17 protein-coding genes are annotated in these 18,866 nt (G+C 61.3%); 14 read left to right on the top strand and 3 right to left on the bottom strand.

The window, feature by feature from the left end:
* Positions 1-5 precede the first annotated feature (5 nt).
* The 3 genes from hydA to preA all read left to right on the top strand — a co-directional run bounded on the left by hydA (position 6) and on the right by preA (position 4,281).
* Complete coding sequence (hydA, locus tag HGP31_RS14105; protein WP_168757988.1) at positions 6-1,445, top strand: dihydropyrimidinase; 1,440 nt, start codon at positions 6-8, stop codon at positions 1,443-1,445.
* A 193-nt stretch (positions 1,446-1,638) separates the two neighbouring features.
* Positions 1,639-3,006 carry an NAD(P)-dependent oxidoreductase gene (locus HGP31_RS14100; RefSeq protein ID WP_168757987.1) on the top strand — a complete coding sequence of 456 codons (1,368 nt, stop codon included), beginning with the start codon at positions 1,639-1,641 and terminating at the stop codon, positions 3,004-3,006.
* Complete coding sequence (gene preA, locus HGP31_RS14095; protein ID WP_020799410.1) at positions 3,007-4,281, top strand: NAD-dependent dihydropyrimidine dehydrogenase subunit PreA; 1,275 nt, start codon at positions 3,007-3,009, stop codon at positions 4,279-4,281. It begins immediately after the preceding gene.
* Positions 4,282-4,433: 152 nt separating this feature from the next.
* Here the strand turns inward: preA and HGP31_RS14090 are convergent, their stop codons facing one another.
* A complete protein-coding gene (locus tag HGP31_RS14090) occupies positions 4,434-5,054 on the bottom strand; it encodes a TetR/AcrR family transcriptional regulator (RefSeq protein WP_020799409.1) in 621 nt (206 codons plus the stop codon).
* Positions 5,055-5,394: 340 nt separating this feature from the next.
* On the opposite strand from HGP31_RS14090, the gene HGP31_RS14085 reads away from it, so the two are divergent.
* From HGP31_RS14085 to HGP31_RS14055, 7 genes are all read left to right on the top strand, one after another.
* Positions 5,395-6,657, top strand: coding sequence for an OprD family porin (locus HGP31_RS14085; protein WP_168759170.1), 1,263 nt, complete (start codon positions 5,395-5,397; stop codon positions 6,655-6,657).
* 184 nt (positions 6,658-6,841) lie between these two features.
* Complete coding sequence (locus tag HGP31_RS14080) at positions 6,842-7,666, top strand: NAD-dependent epimerase/dehydratase family protein (protein WP_168757986.1); 825 nt, start codon at positions 6,842-6,844, stop codon at positions 7,664-7,666.
* Positions 7,667-7,715: 49 nt separating this feature from the next.
* Complete coding sequence (locus HGP31_RS14075; RefSeq protein ID WP_168757985.1) at positions 7,716-8,603, top strand: SMP-30/gluconolactonase/LRE family protein; 888 nt, start codon at positions 7,716-7,718, stop codon at positions 8,601-8,603.
* 67 nt (positions 8,604-8,670) lie between these two features.
* On the top strand, positions 8,671-9,642 hold the full coding sequence (locus HGP31_RS14070) for a TRAP transporter substrate-binding protein (protein WP_020799405.1): 972 nt from the start codon (positions 8,671-8,673) through the stop codon (positions 9,640-9,642).
* A 77-nt stretch (positions 9,643-9,719) separates the two neighbouring features.
* Positions 9,720-10,247, top strand: a complete 528-nt coding sequence (locus tag HGP31_RS14065) for a TRAP transporter small permease (RefSeq protein WP_020799404.1) — start codon at positions 9,720-9,722, stop codon at positions 10,245-10,247.
* Positions 10,248-11,528 carry a TRAP transporter large permease gene (locus HGP31_RS14060; RefSeq protein WP_168757984.1) on the top strand — a complete coding sequence of 427 codons (1,281 nt, stop codon included), beginning with the start codon at positions 10,248-10,250 and terminating at the stop codon, positions 11,526-11,528.
* A 128-nt stretch (positions 11,529-11,656) separates the two neighbouring features.
* On the top strand, positions 11,657-12,526 hold the full coding sequence (locus HGP31_RS14055) for an aldose 1-epimerase (RefSeq protein ID WP_168757983.1): 870 nt from the start codon (positions 11,657-11,659) through the stop codon (positions 12,524-12,526).
* Positions 12,527-12,640: 114 nt separating this feature from the next.
* On the opposite strand, the gene HGP31_RS14050 is transcribed toward HGP31_RS14055, so the two are convergent.
* On the bottom strand, positions 12,641-13,447 hold the full coding sequence (locus HGP31_RS14050) for a sulfite exporter TauE/SafE family protein (protein ID WP_020798310.1): 807 nt from the start codon (positions 13,445-13,447) through the stop codon (positions 12,641-12,643).
* Positions 13,448-13,609: 162 nt separating this feature from the next.
* Between HGP31_RS14050 and HGP31_RS14045 the strand changes: the two genes are divergently transcribed.
* Positions 13,610-14,473 carry an MBL fold metallo-hydrolase gene (locus HGP31_RS14045; protein ID WP_020798309.1) on the top strand — a complete coding sequence of 288 codons (864 nt, stop codon included), beginning with the start codon at positions 13,610-13,612 and terminating at the stop codon, positions 14,471-14,473.
* A 139-nt stretch (positions 14,474-14,612) separates the two neighbouring features.
* On the opposite strand, the gene bkdR is transcribed toward HGP31_RS14045, so the two are convergent.
* On the bottom strand, positions 14,613-15,101 hold the full coding sequence (gene bkdR / locus HGP31_RS14040; protein ID WP_008059350.1) for a Bkd operon transcriptional regulator BkdR: 489 nt from the start codon (positions 15,099-15,101) through the stop codon (positions 14,613-14,615).
* A gap of 185 nt (positions 15,102-15,286) precedes the next feature.
* Between bkdR and HGP31_RS14035 the strand changes: the two genes are divergently transcribed.
* From HGP31_RS14035 to HGP31_RS14025, 3 genes are read left to right on the top strand one after another with little or no spacing between them, the layout of a single operon-like run.
* Positions 15,287-16,522 carry a 3-methyl-2-oxobutanoate dehydrogenase (2-methylpropanoyl-transferring) subunit alpha gene (locus HGP31_RS14035; protein ID WP_020798522.1) on the top strand — a complete coding sequence of 412 codons (1,236 nt, stop codon included), beginning with the start codon at positions 15,287-15,289 and terminating at the stop codon, positions 16,520-16,522.
* A 1-nt stretch (position 16,523) separates the two neighbouring features.
* Positions 16,524-17,582 carry an alpha-ketoacid dehydrogenase subunit beta gene (locus HGP31_RS14030; RefSeq protein ID WP_020798523.1) on the top strand — a complete coding sequence of 353 codons (1,059 nt, stop codon included), beginning with the start codon at positions 16,524-16,526 and terminating at the stop codon, positions 17,580-17,582.
* Complete coding sequence (locus HGP31_RS14025; protein ID WP_168757982.1) at positions 17,583-18,854, top strand: dihydrolipoamide acetyltransferase family protein; 1,272 nt, start codon at positions 17,583-17,585, stop codon at positions 18,852-18,854.
* Positions 18,855-18,866 lie beyond the last annotated feature (12 nt).

Raw genomic sequence — 18,866 nt, 5'->3', positions numbered from 1 at the left:
CCGGAATGTCTCTGTTGATCCGTGGCGCTACCGTTATTACCCATGATGAAAGTTATCGCGCCGATGTGTATTGCGCAGACGGCGTAATCAAGGCCATCGGCGAAGACCTCGACGTTCCAGCAGGTGCCGAGTTACTCGACGGCAGTGGTCAGTACCTGATGCCCGGCGGCATCGACCCCCACACCCACATGCAACTGCCCTTCATGGGCACCGTGGCCAGCGAAGACTTTTTCAGTGGCACGGCGGCGGGTCTGGCCGGTGGCACCACGTCGATCATCGACTTCGTGATCCCCAATCCGCAGCAGTCATTGATGGAGGCCTTCCATCAGTGGCGTGGCTGGGCCGAGAAGTCGGCGTCCGACTACGGCTTCCACGTCGCCATCACCTGGTGGAGCGAACAGGTCCGCGAAGAAATGGCCGAGCTGGTGATTCATCACGGGATCAACAGTTTCAAGCATTTCATGGCCTATAAGAACGCGATCATGGCGGCAGACGACACCCTGGTAGCGAGTTTTGAGCGCTGCCTGGAGCTGGGCGCGGTGCCGACCGTGCATGCGGAAAACGGTGAGCTGGTGTATCACCTGCAACGCAAACTCATGGCCCAGGGCATGACCGGGCCGGAGGCGCATCCACTGTCGCGTCCCTCGCAGGTGGAAGGCGAAGCCGCGAGCCGTGCCATCCGCATTGCCGAAACCCTCGGCACGCCGTTGTACCTGGTGCATGTATCGACCAAAGAGGCGCTGGACGAAATCACCTACGCCCGCGCCAAGGGCCAACCGGTCTACGGCGAAGTGCTGGCCGGGCATCTGCTGCTGGACGACAGCGTCTACCGGCACCCGGACTGGCAAACCGCCGCCGGCTACGTGATGAGCCCGCCGTTCCGCCCGCGGGGTCATCAAGAAGCCCTTTGGCACGGTTTGCAGGCAGGTAACCTGCACACCACCGCCACCGATCACTGCTGTTTCTGCGCGGAGCAAAAAGCCGCCGGCAAGGACGACTTCAGCAAGATCCCCAACGGCACCGCCGGCATCGAAGACCGCATGGCGGTGTTGTGGGATGAAGGCGTGAACACCGGGCGTTTTTCGATGCAGCAATTTGTGGCGCTGACCTCCACCAACACCGCGAAAATCTTCAACCTCTACCCACGCAAAGGCGCGATCCGCGTCGGTGCCGATGCCGACCTGGTGCTGTGGGATCCGCAAGGTACGCGGACAATTTCCGCCAAGACCCATCACCAGCAGGTCGACTTCAATATTTTCGAAGGCAAGACCGTGCGCGGTGTACCGAGCCACACCATCAGCCAGGGGCGCGTGGTCTGGGCCGATGGCGATCTACGGGCTGAGCGCGGTGCCGGGCGCTACATCGAGCGGCCGGCTTATCCGGCGGTGTTCGATTTGCTGAGCAAACGGGCCGAGTTGAACCAGCCGGTGGCGGTCAAACGCTGAAATCAAGGCCTTCAATCGCTCCCACATCTGGAATGCGAACCCTGTAGGAGCTGCCGCAGGCTGCGATCTTTTGATTTTGCTTCCAAGATCAAGATCAAAAGATCGCAGCCTGCGGCAGCTCCTACAGGGGATGGCGTAGCACTGAGTAATGCCCAACAGAGGCAGCACCTCAATTACCGTGAGGCCAAATACCGTGATCAAGACCCTGACCCACCTCCCGCATCCCGTTGAGAATGCGGCCGCCCTCGCCGGCCATTTCACCGATCTGGCGCCGCCACTCAATGATCGCCAGGCCCATCTGGAGGCCTCGCGCTGCCTGTATTGCTACGACGCACCCTGCGTGAATGCCTGCCCGAGTGAAATCGATATTCCCTCGTTCATCCGTAACATCCACCAGGACAACGTGCAGGGCGCGGCGCAGAAAATCCTCTCCGCCAACATCCTCGGTGGCAGTTGCGCCCGGGTCTGTCCGACAGAAATTCTTTGTCAGCAAGCCTGCGTGCGCAACAACGCCCATGAGTGCGCGCCGGTCTTGATCGGCCTGTTGCAACGTTATGCCGTGGACAACGCGCATTTCAGCCAGCATCCATTCTCCCGCGCGGCCGCCACCGGCAAGCGCATCGCCGTGGTCGGGGCCGGCCCCGCCGGGTTGTCCTGCGCCCACCGCAGTGCGATGCACGGCCATGACGTGGTGATTTTCGAGGCCAGGGAAAAGGCCGGTGGCCTGAACGAATACGGGATCGCCAAATACAAACTGGTGGACGATTACGCACAAAAGGAGCTGGACTTCCTGTTGGAGATCGGTGGCATCGAAATCCGCCATGGGCACAGGCTCGGGGAAAACCTCAGCCTCAGCGACCTGCATCTACAATTCGACGCGGTGTTCCTCGGCCTCGGCCTGGCGGCCAGCAAACAGCTTGGCCTACAGCATGAAGACGCGCCCGGCCTGGTAGCCGCCACCGACTATATCCGCGAGCTGCGCCAGGCCGACGACTTGACCCAGCTGCCGCTGGCTGACCACTGCATCGTGCTCGGCGCCGGCAACACCGCCATCGACATGGCGGTGCAGATGGCCCGGCTCGGCGCCCACGACGTCAACCTGGTGTATCGCCGTGGTGTCGAGGACATGGGGGCCACCCACCATGAACAGGAGATTGCCAAGGCCAATCAGGTACGCCTGTTGACCTGGGCCCAACCGGAGGAAGTCTTGCTCAATGACCAGGGCCAGGTGCGCGGCATGCGATTCGCTCGCACCCACCTGGTTGAAGGCCGCCTGCAAACCACTGGCGAAACTTTTGAGCTGGCTGCCGACGCGATATTCAAGGCCATCGGCCAGGCCTTCGACAGCAGCGCACTCAGCGATCCGCTGGCCCGGGAACTCAAGCGCGAGGGTGATCGCATCCAGGTGGACGAGCATCTGCGCACCAGCATTCCTGGCGTGTATGCCGGCGGCGACTGCACCAGCCTCGACCAGGATCTCACCGTTCAGGCAGTACAGCACGGCAAGCGCGCCGCCGAGGCGATCAACGCTCAACTGATGCTCAATGTGGAGGCTGCATAAATGGCCGATCTGTCGATTGTCTTCGCTGGCATCAAGTCCCCCAACCCGTTCTGGCTGGCCTCTGCACCGCCGACCGACAAGGCCTACAACGTGGTCCGCGCCTTCGAGGCTGGCTGGGGTGGCGTGGTCTGGAAAACCCTGGGGGAAGACCCGGCGGCGGTCAACGTTTCTTCGCGCTATTCGGCGCACTTCGGGGCTAATCGGGAGGTACTGGGTTTTAACAATATCGAACTGATCACCGATCGCTCGCTGGAGATCAACCTGCGGGAAATCACCCAGGTCAAGAAGGACTGGCCGGACCGCGCGCTTATCGTGTCGCTGATGGTGCCTTGCGTCGAAGAATCGTGGAAACACATCCTGCCGCTGGTGGAAGCCACGGGTGCCGACGGCATCGAGCTGAACTTCGGTTGCCCTCACGGTATGCCTGAGCGCGGCATGGGCGCAGCGGTTGGCCAAGTCCCGGAATACGTCGAGCAGGTCACCCGCTGGTGCAAGACCTATTGCTCATTGCCGGTGATCGTCAAGCTCACGCCGAACATCACCGACATCCGTGTCGCTGCCCGCGCGGCGCATCGTGGCGGTGCGGATGCGGTGTCGTTGATCAATACGATCAACTCGATCACCAGCGTCAACCTGGAGCGCATGGTCGCCAATCCCATTGTCGGCAGCCAAAGTACCCATGGCGGCTATTGTGGCTCGGCAGTCAAGCCGATCGCCTTGAACATGGTCGCCGAAATCGCCCGCGACCCGCAGACCCAGGGCCTGCCGATCAGCGGCATTGGCGGCATTGGCAACTGGCGCGATGCCGCCGAATTCATTGCGCTGGGCAGCGGCTCGGTGCAAGTGTGCACGGCGGCAATGCTGCATGGCTTCCGGATTGTCGAGGAGATGAAGGACGGCCTGTCCCGCTGGATGGACAGTCAAGGTTACGCCAACATCGCCGAGTTTTCCGGGCGTGCGGTGGGCAATACCACCGACTGGAAGTACCTGGATATCAACTATCAGGTGATCGCGAAGATCGATCAGGAGGCGTGTATTGGGTGTGGGCGCTGCCATATTGCCTGCGAAGACACCTCGCACCAGGCGGTCGCCAGCGTCAAGCAGGCGGACGGTACCCACAAGTATGAAGTGATCGATGATGAGTGCGTGGGTTGCAACCTGTGCCAGATCACCTGCCCGGTGCAGGACTGTATCGAGATGGTGCCGATGGAGAACGGCAAGCCATTTCTGGACTGGAATCATGATCCGAGGAATCCGTATCACGTCGCGGTTTGAGTTCAGCGGCGTCTGAACTCACGCCTTCGCGGGCAAGTCGGATCGCCGCACCGCCGCTCCCACAGGTTTTTCTGGCGTTCCCAAAACCTGTGGGAGCGGCGGTGCGGCGATCCGACTTGCCCGCGATGAGGCCATCAGCAACACCGAAGGCCTCAGGGCTCCAACCCGATCCCCCGCAAAATCACACTCGTCACCGTCTGCACCGCCCGCTCGAACTGCATATCGGACAACGGTTGATGATCATTCAAAATATTCACCTGATGATCAAAGTCGGCATAGTGCTGTGTCGAAGCCCAGATCATGTACAACAGGCTTGAAGGCTCCACCGGCAGGATGCGCCCGTCGTCCACCCACTGGCGGATCTTCGCTTCTTTCATCTTGGCCCAGTCATACAGGCTCGCGTCCAGCTTCGCGCCCAGGGTCGGCGCGCCGTGGATGATTTCGTTGGCCCAGACCTTTGAACCGTAGGGCCGGCTGCGCGAGTGGTTCATCTTGGCGCGGATGTAGCTGCTGAGCACCACGCGGGGGTCGTCGAACATCTCGAAGCACAGCGCGTCCTGCTTCCACACTTCCAGCAGGTCCAACAGCACGGCGCTGTACAGTTCGGTCTTGGTGCTGAAGTAGTAATGCAGGTTGGAGCGCGGCAGTTGCACCTCGGCGGCGATGTCGGCCATGGCGGTGCTACCAAAGCCTTTTTCGGCGAAGACCTTCTCGGCCCCCAGCAGAATTTTCTCGACGTTACTGCGACGAATCTCGATCTTGTGATTGCCCATGAGGGCTCCCTGACAACAACATTAAACAAGACTAGCACCGCTCTACGGCGCGGCGACAGGGGACCGTCGATTCCGGCGCATGGAAAGGGCACCTCTTGACCGCATTTCATACCTTCAAACCATGCCTGCGGTCTCTACCCATATAACCCCTTAACCCCGGGGGAACGAATTACCTCAAGTCATCGTATAACTTCCGATTGACAACCCCCAAAAATCCCGCAAATATCTGCGCCAATGTTGTACGACGACGTATGACAAATAAAAACAAAAAAAGCAGCAAGGGAGCGTCAAAGTGAGCAAGCTCGTCCTCGATTCGTCCGTCCGTACTCCACGCCCAACCATCACCCGCTTGCAGACACTGAGCCTGTACGGTTGCGCCAGCCTGGCCCTGAGCCTGGCCCTGAGCCTGCCCCTCACCTGCCAGGCCGAAGGCTTCACCGATGACGCCAAAGCCACGCTGAACCTGCGCAACGCCTACTTCAATCGCAACTACACCAACCCGGCCTACCCTCAGGGCAAGGCTGAGGAGTGGACACAGAACTTCATCCTCGACGCCAAATCCGGCTATACCCAGGGCCCGGTGGGCTTCGGTGTGGATGTGCTGGGGCTGTACTCGCAAAAGCTCGACGGCGGCAAGGGCACCACGGGAACGCAGTTGCTGCCGGTCCATGGTGACGGCCGCCCGGCCGACAACTTCGGGCGCCTGGGCGTGGCACTCAAAGGCAAGATCTCGAAAACCGAACTGAAGGTCGGCGAATGGATGCCGGTATTGCCGATCCTGCGTTCCGACGACGGCCGTTCGCTGCCGCAAACCTTCCGCGGTGGCCAGGTGACGTCCACCGAGATCAGCGGCCTGACGCTCTACGGCGGGCAGTTCCGCCAGAACAGCCCGCGCAACGATGCGAGCATGGAAGACATGTTCATGAACGGCAAGTCGGCGGCCTTCAGCTCGGATCGTTTCAACTTCGGCGGCGGTGAATACGCCTTCAACGAAAAACGCACCCAGGTCGGCGTCTGGTACGCCGAACTCAGCGACATCTACCAGCAGCAGTACTTCAACCTCAGTCACAGTCAGCCAATCGGCGACTGGACCCTGGGCGCCAACCTCGGCTACTTCATCGGCAAGGAAGACGGCAGCGCCCTGGCCGGTGACCTCGACAACAAGACCGCCTTCGCCCTGCTCTCGGCCAAATACGGTGGCAACACCTTTTATGTCGGCCTGCAAAAACTCAGCGGCGACGACGTGTGGATGCGGGTCAACGGCACCAGCGGCGGGACCCTGGCCAACGACAGCTACAACTCCAGCTACGACAACGCCAGGGAGAAGTCCTGGCAGGTGCGTCACGACTACAACTTCGTGGCCCTGGGCATTCCCGGCCTGACGCTGATGAACCGCTACATCAGCGGTGACAACGTGCACACCGGCACCATCACCGACGGCAAGGAATGGGGCCGCGAATCGGAACTGGCCTACACGGTGCAGAGCGGCGCGTTGAAAAACCTCAACGTCAAATGGCGCAATGCGAGCATCCGCAAGGATTTCAGCACCAACGAGTTCGACGAAAACCGGATTTTCATCAGCTACCCGATTTCGTTGTTGTAAGAGCAAAGGATCAACACATGCCCCTGTGGGATCGAGATTTACCGGAGCATTGATCGGGGTGACCCTCCGTCAATTTCCACCAATGTCGCGTTGACAAAAACCGGAAAGCCTACCGATACTTCAGCAAAGTCGTACGACAACCTACAACGACCCAATAACAATAACTGCTTGTCCAGGAATTCCCATGACGACCACTGCAACCGCCCAAACGCCCTTCAATCGCCTGTTGCTGACCGGTGCTGCCGGTGGCCTGGGCAAAGTCCTGCGCGAGAGCCTGCGCCCGTACGCCAACGTCATTCGCCTGTCCGACATCGCCGACATCGCCCCCGCCATCGATGATCGCGAAGAAGTCGTGCCGTGCGACCTCGCCGACAAGCACGCGGTGCATCAGTTGGTCGAAGGCGTGGATGCGATCCTGCATTTTGGCGGGGTGTCGGTTGAGCGCTCGTTCGAAGAAATCCTCGGCGCCAACATATGCGGCGTATTCCACATCTATGAAGCGGCACGCCGTCATGGCATCAAGCGCGTGATTTTCGCCAGTTCCAACCACGTCATCGGCTTCTACAAGCAGGATGAAGTCATCGACGCCCACTCCCCTCGCCGCCCGGACAGCTACTACGGCTTGTCCAAGTCCTACGGCGAAGACATGGCTACGTTCTACTTCGATCGCTACGGCATCGAGACCGTCAGCGTGCGCATCGGCTCTTCGTTCCCCGAGCCGCAAAACCGCCGGATGATGAGCACCTGGCTTAGCTTCGGTGACCTCACCCAATTGCTCGAACGCGCGCTCTACACCCCCAACGTTGGACACACCGTGGTCTACGGCGCCTCCGACAACAAGGACGTCTGGTGGGACAACCGTTATGCCACGGCCTTGGGGTATGCCCCGCAGGACAGCTCCGAAGTGTTCCGTGAAAAAGTCGAAGCCCAGCCGCTGCCGGCCGCCGATGACCCGGCGCGGATCTACCAGGGCGGTGCCTTTTGCGTGGCCGGCCCGTTCGGCGACTGATCGCCCCGGCCACGAGCCCAACCACCAACAGCCAAGGGAATGAGTTGCCATGCAAGCCGAACTGATTGTCGATGCGCGCAATACGGTGGGTGAAAGCCCGGTCTGGGTCCCCGAGGAAAACGCCCTGTACTGGGTCGATATTCCCGCCGGGGGCCTGCAATGCTGGAGCGCGCAAACCGGTCATGTGCACGCCTGGAAAGCCCCGCAAATGCTCGCCTGCATCGCCCGTCACCCCGATGGCGGCTGGGTTGCCGGCAAGGAGAGCGGGTTCTTCCATCTGCATGCACATGCCGACGGCAGCCTCGACAGCGCACCCCTGGCCCACGTCGATCACCCCCGCCCGGACATGCGCCTCAACGATGGTCGCTGCGACCGCCAGGGCCGCTTCTGGGCCGGGAGCATGGTGCTGGACATGGGCGCCAATGCCGCCGTGGGCACGCTCTATCGCTATGGCGCCGGGCAACAAGGCCCGCTCCAGGCACAACTGAACGGCCTGATCGTGCCCAACGGCCTGGCCTTCAGCCCGGACGGCCGGACGATGTACCTGTCCGACTCCCATCCGCTGGTGCAGCAGGTCTGGGCATTCGATTACGACATCGACAGCGGCACCCCTTCCAACCGCCGCGTGTTCATCGACATGAATCAATATGCCGGCCGCCCTGATGGCGCGGCGGTCGATGCCGAGGGTTGTTACTGGATCTGCGGCAACGATGCCGGGTTGGTCCACCGCTTCACCCCCGACGGTCGACTGGACCGCTCCCTTGCCGTACCGGTGAAAAAACCGAGCATGTGCGCCTTCGGCGGCAGTCGCCTGGACACCTTGTTCGTGACCTCGATTCGCCCGGGAGACGACCACGACGAGCATTCGCTGGCCGGTGGCGTGTTCGCCCTGGACCCCAGCGTCAAGGGATTGCCCGAGCCGCACTTCAAGCAATGAATGCAACTGTTGGCGCTACACCGCTGTGCCCTGAATAACAAAAACAACAAAACTGGAGACACCCCCGATGGACTTCAAACGCACCTTGCTCGCCGCAGCACTCCCTCTGGCCTTCACCCTCAGCAGCGCCGCCCATGCGCTGGAAATCAAGTTTGCCGACATCCACCCCGCGGGCTACCCCACCGTGGTCGCTGAAGAGCAATTGGGCAAGACACTGGTGGCCGACAGCGACGGCAAGCTGACCTTCAAGATGTTCGCCGGCGGTGTGCTCGGCTCGGAAAAAGAAGTGGTCGAGCAGGCCCAGGTTGGCGCGATCCAGATGGCTCGGGTCAGCCTCGGCATCGTCGGCCCGGTGGTGCCGGACGTGAACGTGTTCAACATGCCGTTCGTGTTCCGCGACCAGGCGCACATGCGCAAGGTCATCGATGGTGAAGTCGGCGACGAGATCCTCGACAAGATCACCAACTCCGAATTCAACCTCGTCGCCCTCGCCTGGATGGATGGCGGCACGCGCAACATCTACACCAAGAAACCGGTGCGCAGCCTGGAGGATCTCAAGGGCATGAAGATTCGCGTGCAAGGCAACCCGATGTTCATCGAAACCATCAACGCCATGGGCGGCAACGGCATTGCCATGGACACCGGTGAAATCTTCAGTGCCCTGCAGACCGGTGTGATCGACGGTGCGGAGAACAACCCGCCGACCCTGCTCGAACACAATCACTACCAGAACGCCAAGTTCTATAGCCTGACCGGGCACCTGATCCTGCCCGAGCCGATCGTGATGTCGAAAATCACCTGGAACAAACTCACCCCCGAGCAGCAGGTGCTGGTGAAGAAGACCGCCAAGGCGGCGCAGGCGCAGGAGCGCACCCTGTGGGATGCCAAATCGGCCAGCAGCGAAGAAAAACTCAAGGCTGCCGGCGTCGAGTTCATCACCGTCGACAAGAAACCTTTCTATGAAGCGACTGCCTCGATCCGCGAGAAATACGGCGCACCCTACGCCGACCTGATCAAGCGCATCGAAGCCGTCCAGTAACTCTCCCGCTCTCTTGAAAGGCCCGGCGCGACGTTCGTTGGTAGACGCTCGTGCGCGCCCGGTTACGGTGAAACCCGATGAAGAATCTATTGCTGCGCATCAACGACAGGATCTACATGACCTGCATCTGGGTCGCGGGCCTGTCGGTCCTGGCCATTGCCCTGATCATTCCCTGGGGCGTCTTCGCCCGCTACGTCCTCGGCACTGGCTCAAGCTGGCCTGAGCCCACGGCGATTCTGCTGATGATGGTCTTCACCTTCATCGGCGCCGCCGCCAGCTACCGCGCTGGCGCACACATGGCCGTGGCCATGCTTACCGACCGCATGCCCCCCGAACTGCGCAAGGCTGTAGGCGTGGTCTCGCAACTGTTGATGGCAACCATCGCGTTGTTCATGACCATCTGGGGCAGCAAGCTGTGCCTGTCGACCTGGAACCAGTTCATGAGCGCCCTGCCCACCCTGCGCGTAGGCATTACCTACATGCCGATTCCGATTGGCGGCCTGCTGACGCTGATCTTTGTCCTGGAAAAACTCTTGCTCGGCGACCAGAGCAATCGTCGCGTCGTGCGTTTCGACATCGTTGAAGAAAACGAAGGGGCTGCCTGAATGGACGCTGTGATTCTGTTGGGTAGCTTCATAGCATTGATCCTGATCGGCATGCCGGTCGCCTACGCGCTCGGGCTCTCTGCGCTGATCGGCGCGTTCTGGATCGACATTCCGTTCCAGGCGCTGATGATTCAGGTGGCCGGTGGCGTCAACAAATTTTCCCTGCTGGCGATTCCGTTCTTCGTCCTCGCCGGTGCGATCATGGCCGAGGGCGGCATGTCTCGGCGCCTTGTGGCATTTGCCGGTGTGCTGGTCGGGTTCGTGCGCGGTGGGCTGTCACTGGTCAACATCATGGCCTCGACCTTCTTTGGCGCGATCTCCGGCTCGTCGGTGGCGGATACCGCCTCGGTCGGTTCGGTGCTGATCCCGGAAATGGAACGCCGCGGCTATCCCCGTGAGTTCGCCACCGCCGTGACCGTCAGCGGCTCGGTGCAAGCCCTGTTGACGCCGCCAAGCCACAACTCGGTACTCTACTCGCTGGCGGCAGGTGGAACGGTGTCGATCGCCTCGCTGTTCATGGCCGGCGTGGTGCCGGGCCTGTTGATGAGCGCGTGCCTGATGGTGCTGTGCCTGATCTTCGCCAAGAAGCGTGACTACCCCAAGGGCGAAGTCATCCCGATGCGCGAAGCCTTGAAAATCTGCGGCGAAGCACTTTGGGGCCTGATGGCCATGGTGATCATCCTCGGTGGCATTCTGTCGGGCATATTCACGGCGACCGAGTCGGCGGCCATCGCGGTACTGTGGTCGTTCTTCGTGACAATGTTCATCTACCGCGACTACAAGTGGAGCGAGCTGCCGAAACTGATGCACCGCACGGTGCGCACGATTTCGATCGTGATGATCCTGATCGGCTTCGCCGCCAGCTTCGGCTACATCATGACGCTGATGCAGATCCCGGCGAAGATCACCACGATGTTCCTGACCCTGTCGGACAACCGTTACGTGATCCTGATGTGCATCAACGTCATGCTGCTGTTGCTTGGTACCGTGATGGACATGGCACCCTTGATCCTGATCCTTACGCCGATCCTGATGCCAGTGATTCTCGGCATTGGCGTGGACCCGGTGCAGTTCGGCATGATCATGCTGGTGAACCTGGGGATCGGCTTGATCACACCGCCGGTAGGCGCGGTACTCTTTGTCGGGTCGGCGGTGGGCAAGGTCAGCATCGAATCAACCGTCAAGGCCCTGCTGCCATTCTACGGCGTGCTGTTTTTGGTGCTGATGGCCGTGACCTACATTCCTGCGCTGTCGTTGTGGTTGCCGCATCTGGTGTTGTAATCCGGCTGATCCTGCAACCGCTGAACTGTAGGAGCCGGCTTGCTGGCGATGGCGTTCTCAAGGGCGCCATCGCCAGCAAGCCGGCTCCTCCAAAGGCAATCCGTGCATTCCCTTTACCGCTGGTGAACATGAAACCCACATTGCTCGAACTCGAAGACGAATTCACCCGCCTCACCCTCGCCCCCGAACTTGGCGGCAGCATCGTCAACTGGTCCGTGCACCACACCGGCCAGCCGTTGTTGCGACACGCCGATGAGCACGCATTGAACACGGGCCTTCCCGGCAAACTGGGCTGCTTCCCTTTGGTGCCGTGGTCCAACCGCATTGCCGAAGGGGGCTTCGATTGCCCGGATGGTTGGCTGGCCCTGGCGCCCAATAGCCTCACCGATCCTCTGCCGATTCATGGCAGCGCCTGGCAGCAGCCTTGGAAGGTAGTCTCCAAAACGCCTAACGACGTGGTGCTGCAACTCGATAGCACCGAGCCCTTTGCCTATTGCGCCCGCCAACGTTTCCATCTCGATAAAGGCAAGCTGAGTATCGAGTTGAGCGTTACCCATCTGGCCGAACACGCGGCCTGGCATGGCTTGGGCCTGCACCCTTATCTGCCCCGAAGCGCTGGCACGCGATTACAGGCAAAGGCCGGGCAAGTGTGGCTGTGCGACACCACCAGACTGCCAACCGGGCTGAGTGCATTACCTGCCGAATGGGATTTCCAGCAGCCCAAGGCCCTGCCCCAGACACTGGTCGACAACGGTTTCTGCAACTGGGATGGCCACTGCCTGATTCAGCAACCCGACCTTGGTTACGAGCTGGAATGCCAGGCCACCGGCAGCGATTACTACCTGCTCTATTGTCCGCCAGGACTGGGTTTTTTCTGCATCGAACCGGTCAGCCACCCGGTCAACGCGCACCACTTGCCAAGTCGGCCCGGGTTGCGTTTGCTGGAGCAGGGCCAATCGGCAGAATTGACCTTCACACTGCATTACCGCCCTTTGTAGGAGCGAGCATGCTCGCGATGAACCCAAGAACGCCGCGGGGTGTCAGGCTTCCCGCGTTATCGTTGACCTCCATCGTCGGTACGCCGCCCGGAGCATGCTCGCTCCTACAAGAATTCAGAGACCTGCCCGCAATAGCATGTAGGCGGAGACTGCCAGGCAGATGCTCGCAAATCCCACCTGCAGCGCCCGCGCCGGCACTCGCGCGCAAAGCTTTCGGCCGATGATCATGCCCACGATGCTGGCGGCGATAAAGGCCATGCCAGACCCGTCGATGCGCACCCCGGCATGCAATGCGCCGATCACGCCGATGGCCGAGATCAGGCTGATGACCATCAGGGACGTGGCAATGATGCCGCGCATCTGCACGTCGGTCAGCTGCTTGAAGGCCGGCACGATCAGAAACCCGCCGCCCACACCCAGCAAGCCAGAGACTACACCGGTCACCGCACCGAGGGCCGCGAGGGTCGCGGTGCATTTGGCGGTCCAGGAAAAGCGCCCGGTCTGCTGATCGAGCATGCAGTTCTTCTGGCCCCAGTTGGCGTGACCATGATCGCTGGGCCCCTGGTCCTTGCGCTCGCGACGCAACATCCGTGCAGCCACCATGACCATCAGCAGACTGAACAGGATCATCAGGACTTTTTCCGGCAGTCGATGGGCGAAGTAGATGCCCAGCGGGGAAAACATCGCGCCCAGCAAGGCAATCAACAGCGCCGCGCGATAGCGTACCAGGCCATGGCGCAAGCCATCGATGGCACCGACCGCCGCTGCGCTGCCTACGGCGAACAGCGCGACGGGCGCCGCCGTGGTCATGCTCCAGCCGAGTCCCAACACCAGCGCCGGCACTGCAAGAATACCGCCCCCGGCCCCGGTCAAACCGAGCACCAACCCCATGACCACACCAAAAAAACTCGCCAGCAACATAGAACGCTCGTAATCCATGACAAAGGCCGGGAACGCCCGGTATCGATAGAGTGACAGGATAGAGCCCGCAGCGTTTTTTTCATCAACTGAATGTGTCGTGGGCTGGTCAGCGCAGGGAAAATGAATCTAACCTCATGACTTGCCCCTGAAGAAAAAACCCACATGCCCGCCCTCATTGAAGCTTTTTATGACGACGCCTCGTCAACCTACAGTTACGTCATCTACGAAACCGATGGCGGACAATGCGCGATCGTCGATCCGGTACTCGACTACAACCCGGCTGCCGGACGGACCGGCACCCTGCAGGCCGACCGGATCATCGCCTTCGTGCGCGAGCACCGCTTGCAGGTGCAATGGCTGCTGGAAACCCACGCCCACGCCGATCACCTGTCCGCCGCGCCTTACCTGCGCCGGGAACTGGGCGGCAAGATCGCCATCGGCCAGTCGATCTGCAAGGTGCAGGGCGTGTTCAAGACCCTGTTCAACCTTGAGCCGGAGTTTTGCATTGACGGCTCGCAGTTCGATCACCTGTTCGCCCCGAACGAGTCATTTCGCATCGGCAACCTCAAGGCCACCGCCTTGCATGTACCTGGCCATACCCCGGCGGACATGGCTTACCTGGTCGACGGCGACGCGATCCTGGTTGGGGACACCCTGTTCATGCCCGACGTCGGAACCGCCCGCTGCGACTTTCCTGGCGGCGACGCCCATCAGATGTTTGCCTCGATCCACAAGCTGCTGGCCTTCCCTGCCAGCGTGCGCCTCTTCGTCTGCCACGACTACCCGCCCGAGGGCCGTGAACCGCACTGCATGAGCACCGTTGGCGAACAACGCAAGAGCAACATCCACGTGCGCGACGGCATCGACGAAACCGCGTTCGTCGACATGCGCACCCGACGCGATGCCGGGTTGGGCATGCCGACGCTGCTGCTGCCAGCGATTCAGGTCAATGTGCGGGCGGGGAATCTGCCGCCGGCGGAGGACAATGGCGTGGTCTACCTGAAAATCCCCCTGAACAAGTTCTGACCCCCCCCCTCGATCGTTCCCACGCTCCGCGTGGGAATGCCGCCAGGGACGCTCCGCGTTCCGCTCCGGATGTGACGCAGAGCGTCACGGGATGCATTCCCACGCGGAGCGTGGGAACGATCAAGGCAGGAGCACCGTATCAGGTGCCTAAGGTCAAGCCATTGGCAGGCAACGGCAGCGCCGTCTTGTAGCGCACCTGCTTGAGCGCAAAGCTCGAACGGATATTGGCAACGCCGGGGACTTTGGTGAGGAAATCCATCATGAAGCGTTCCAGCGACTGAATGGTCGGCACCAGCACCCGAATCAGGTAATCCGGATCGCCGGCCATCAGGTAGCACTCCATCACCTCGGGCCGATCGGAGATCGCCTCTTCGAAATGCTGCAACGCCTCCTCCACCTGCTTTTCCAGGCTGACGTGGATGAACACATTGACGTGCAGCCCAAGCAGATCGGCGTCCAGCAGGGTCACCTGCTCACGAATCAAGCCCAACTCCTCCATAGCCTTGACCCGGTTGAAGCATGGCGTCGGTGACAGGTTGACCGAGCGTGCCAGGTCGGCGTTGGTGATGCGTGCGTTCTCCTGGAGACTGTTGAGAATGCCGATATCGGTACGGTCCAGTTTGCGCATGAGACAAAAACACCTGTTTTTTATGTTTATGCAGATTTTTTATCTGGAAATGACCTTGAACGCAACGAAACACAGAAAAATATTCTTCTTGGGCGGGCCTATGATTGTTGTAGGACAAGATTTCTTCCACCGAATGAAATCTGTCAGCTCACTACAAGAAATTCACAAGATCGAGCGTAGAAGCCATGAACCAAGCGTACGAACCGCTGCGCCTGCACGTCCCCGAACCCTCGGGTCGCCCCGGCTGCAAAACCGACTTCTCCTACCTGCACCTGACCGACGCCGGCACAGTGCGCAAACCCCCTATCGACGTTGAACCGGCTGACACGGCAGACCTGGCCCGTGGCCTGATTCGTGTGCTCGACGACCAGGGCAATGCCTTGGGCCCGTGGGCCGAAGGCGTACCGGTGGACATCCTGCGCAAAGGCATGCGTGCCATGCTCAAGACGCGGATCTACGACAACCGCATGGTGGTCGCCCAGCGCCAGAAAAAAATGTCGTTCTACATGCAGAGCCTCGGCGAAGAAGCCATCGGCAGCGCCCAGGCCCTCGCCTTGAACATCGACGACATGTGCTTCCCGACCTACCGCCAGCAAAGCATCCTGATGGCCCGCGACGTACCGCTGGTGGACCTGATTTGCCAACTGCTGTCCAACGAGCGCGATCCGCTCAAGGGACGTCAGTTGCCGATCATGTACTCGGTCAAAGATGCCGGTTTCTTTACCATCTCTGGCAACCTCGCCACCCAATTCGTCCAGGCCGTAGGCTGGGCCATGGCCTCGGCGATCAAGGGCGACACCAAAATCGCCTCGGCCTGGATCGGCGACGGTGCCACCGCCGAGTCGGACTTCCACACCGCTCTCACTTTCGCTCACGTGTATCGCGCGCCGGTGATCCTCAACGTGGTCAACAACCAGTGGGCCATCTCCACCTTCCAGGCGATTGCCGGTGGTGAAGCCACCACCTTCGCCGGGCGTGGCGTCGGTTGCGGCATCGCCTCGCTGCGGGTCGACGGCAACGATTTCTATGCGGTCTACGCCGCCTCTGCCTGGGCCGCCGAACGCGCGCGCCGCAACCTCGGCCCGACCATGATCGAATGGGTCACCTACCGCGCCGGGCCGCACTCCACCTCGGACGATCCGTCCAAGTACCGCCCTGCCGACGACTGGAGCCACTTCCCGTTAGGCGATCCGATCGCGCGCCTCAAGCAGCACCTGATCAAGGTTGGCCACTGGTCCGAAGAAGAGCACACCGCCGTCAGCGCCGAACTGGAAGCCGAGGTGATCTCCGCGCAGAAAGAAGCCGAACAGTACGGCACCCTTGCCGGCGGCCAGATTCCAAGCGCCGCGACCATGTTCGAAGATGTCTATAAAGAGATGCCGGAGCATTTGAAGCGCCAGCGTCAAGAGCTGGGGATCTGACATGAACGATCACAACAACAATATCCAGCTGGATACCGCCATGACCACGACCACCATGACCATGATCCAGGCCCTGCGCTCGGCCATGGATGTGATGCTTGAGCGCGACGACAACGTCGTGGTGTTCGGCCAGGACGTCGGTTACTTCGGCGGCGTGTTCCGCTGCACCGAAGGCCTGCAGGCCAAGTACGGCACCTCCCGGGTGTTCGACGCGCCGATCTCCGAAAGCGGCATCGTCGGCACTGCAGTAGGCATGGGCGCCTACGGTCTGCGCCCGGTGGTGGAGATTCAGTTCGCCGACTACGTCTACCCGGCCTACGACCAGATCATTTCCGAAGCCGCGCGCCTGCGTTATCGCTCGGCTGGCGAATTCACCGCGCCGTTGACCTTGCGCATGCCTTGCGGTGGCGGTATCTACGGCGGCCAGACCCACAGCCAGAGTATCGAGGCGCTGTTCACCCAGGTGTGCGGCCTGCGCACCGTCATGCCGTCCAACCCCTACGACGCCAAGGGCCTGCTGATCGCCTCGATCGAAAACGATGATCCGGTGATCTTCCTCGAGCCCAAGCGCCTGTACAACGGTCCGTTCGACGGCCATCACGACCGTCCGGTAACCCCTTGGTCGAAACACCCCGCCGCCCAGGTTCCAGACGGCTATTACACCGTGCCGCTCGATGTCGCCGCCATTGCCCGTCCGGGCAAGGACGTCACGGTACTGACCTACGGCACCACCGTGTACGTGTCGCAAGTGGCCGCCGAGGAAAGCGGCGTGGATGCCGAGGTCATCGACCTGCGCAGCCTCTGGCCGCTGGACCTGGAAACCATCGTCAAGTCCGTGAAGAAAACCGGGCGCTGCGTGATCGTCCACGAAGCGACTCGTACTTGCGGTTTCGGTGCCGAACTGACGGCGCTGGTGCAAGAGCACTGCTTCCACCACCTGGAAGCGCCGATCGAACGCGTCACCGGTTGGGACACCCCCTACCCGCACGCGCAAGAGTGGGCGTATTTCCCAGGGCCGTCCCGTGTGGGCGCGGCGTTGAAACGGGTCATGGAGGTCTGAATGGGCACGCACGTTATCAAGATGCCGGACATTGGCGAAGGCATTGCAGAAGTTGAGTTGTCACAGTGGCACGTCAAGGTCGGCGACATGGTCGTCGAAGATCAGGTGCTGGCCGATGTCATGACCGACAAGGCAATGGTGGATATTCCGTCGCCGGTGCATGGCAAGGTGATTGCCCTTGGCGGTCAGCCAGGTGAAGTGATGGCGGTCGGCAGCGTGCTGATCAGCATCGAAGTCGAAGGCGCGGGCAACGTCAGGGAGTCTGCGCAACCGGCACCGGTAAAAGAAGCAACGGTCGCTGCGCCGAAAGTCGAAACCGCAGTGGAGACCAAACCGGTCGCTGCCGCTGCACCGAAAGCCGCCGCCTGCCAGGGGCCAATGGTCGCCCGCGAAGCCGATGAGCGTCCCCTGGCCTCCCCGGCGGTGCGCAAGCATGCGCTGGACCTCGGTATCCAGTTGCGCCTGGTTCGTGGCACTGGCCCGGCGGGTCGTGTGTTGCACGAAGACCTCGAGGCTTATCTGGCCCAGGCTCAGTCGAATGCGTCGACCGTCAGCAGCGCTTACGCCCAGCGCAACGACGAAGAACAGATCCCGGTGATCGGCATGCGTCGCAAGATCGCCCAGCGCATGCAGGACGCCACGCAACGCGCGGCCCATTTCAGCTATGTCGAGGAAATCGACGTCACTGCCGTGGAAGAACTGCGTGCGCACCTCAACGAAAAACACGGTGCCAGCCGCGGCAAGTTGACCTTGCTGCCATTCCTGGTGCGCGCCCTGGTCGTCGCCCTGCGTGATTTCCCGCAGATCAACGCGCGCTACGATGACGAAACCCAGGTCATCACCCGCTTGGGCGCGGTGCATGTCGGTATCGCCACCCAAGCCGATATTGGCTTGATGGTGCCCGTGGTTCGCCATGCCGAGGCTCGCAGCCTGTGGGACAGTGCCGCTGAAATCGCCCGATTGGCCACGGCCGCCCGTAACGGCAAGGCCAGCCGCGACGAACTGTCCGGCTCGTCCATCACCCTGACCAGCCTCGGCGCGCTGGGCGGCATCGTCAGCACCCCGGTGCTGAACCTGCCGGAAGTGGCGATCGTCGGCGTGAACAAAATCGTCGAGAGGCCCATGGTGATCAAAGGCCAGATCGTGATCCGCAAGATGATGAACCTCTCCAGCTCCTTCGATCACCGGGTGGTCGACGGCATGGACGCGGCACAATTCATCCAGGCCGTCCGTGGCCTGCTCGAACAACCCGCCACCCTGTTTGTGGACTGATTTTTGCCGGAG

The sequence above is a fragment of the Pseudomonas umsongensis genome (assembly GCF_012647205.1).
Taxonomy (GTDB): domain Bacteria; phylum Pseudomonadota; class Gammaproteobacteria; order Pseudomonadales; family Pseudomonadaceae; genus Aquipseudomonas; species Aquipseudomonas umsongensis.
Note: the sequence above shows the minus strand (reverse complement) of the source record. Positions and strands in the feature narration are given on the sequence as shown.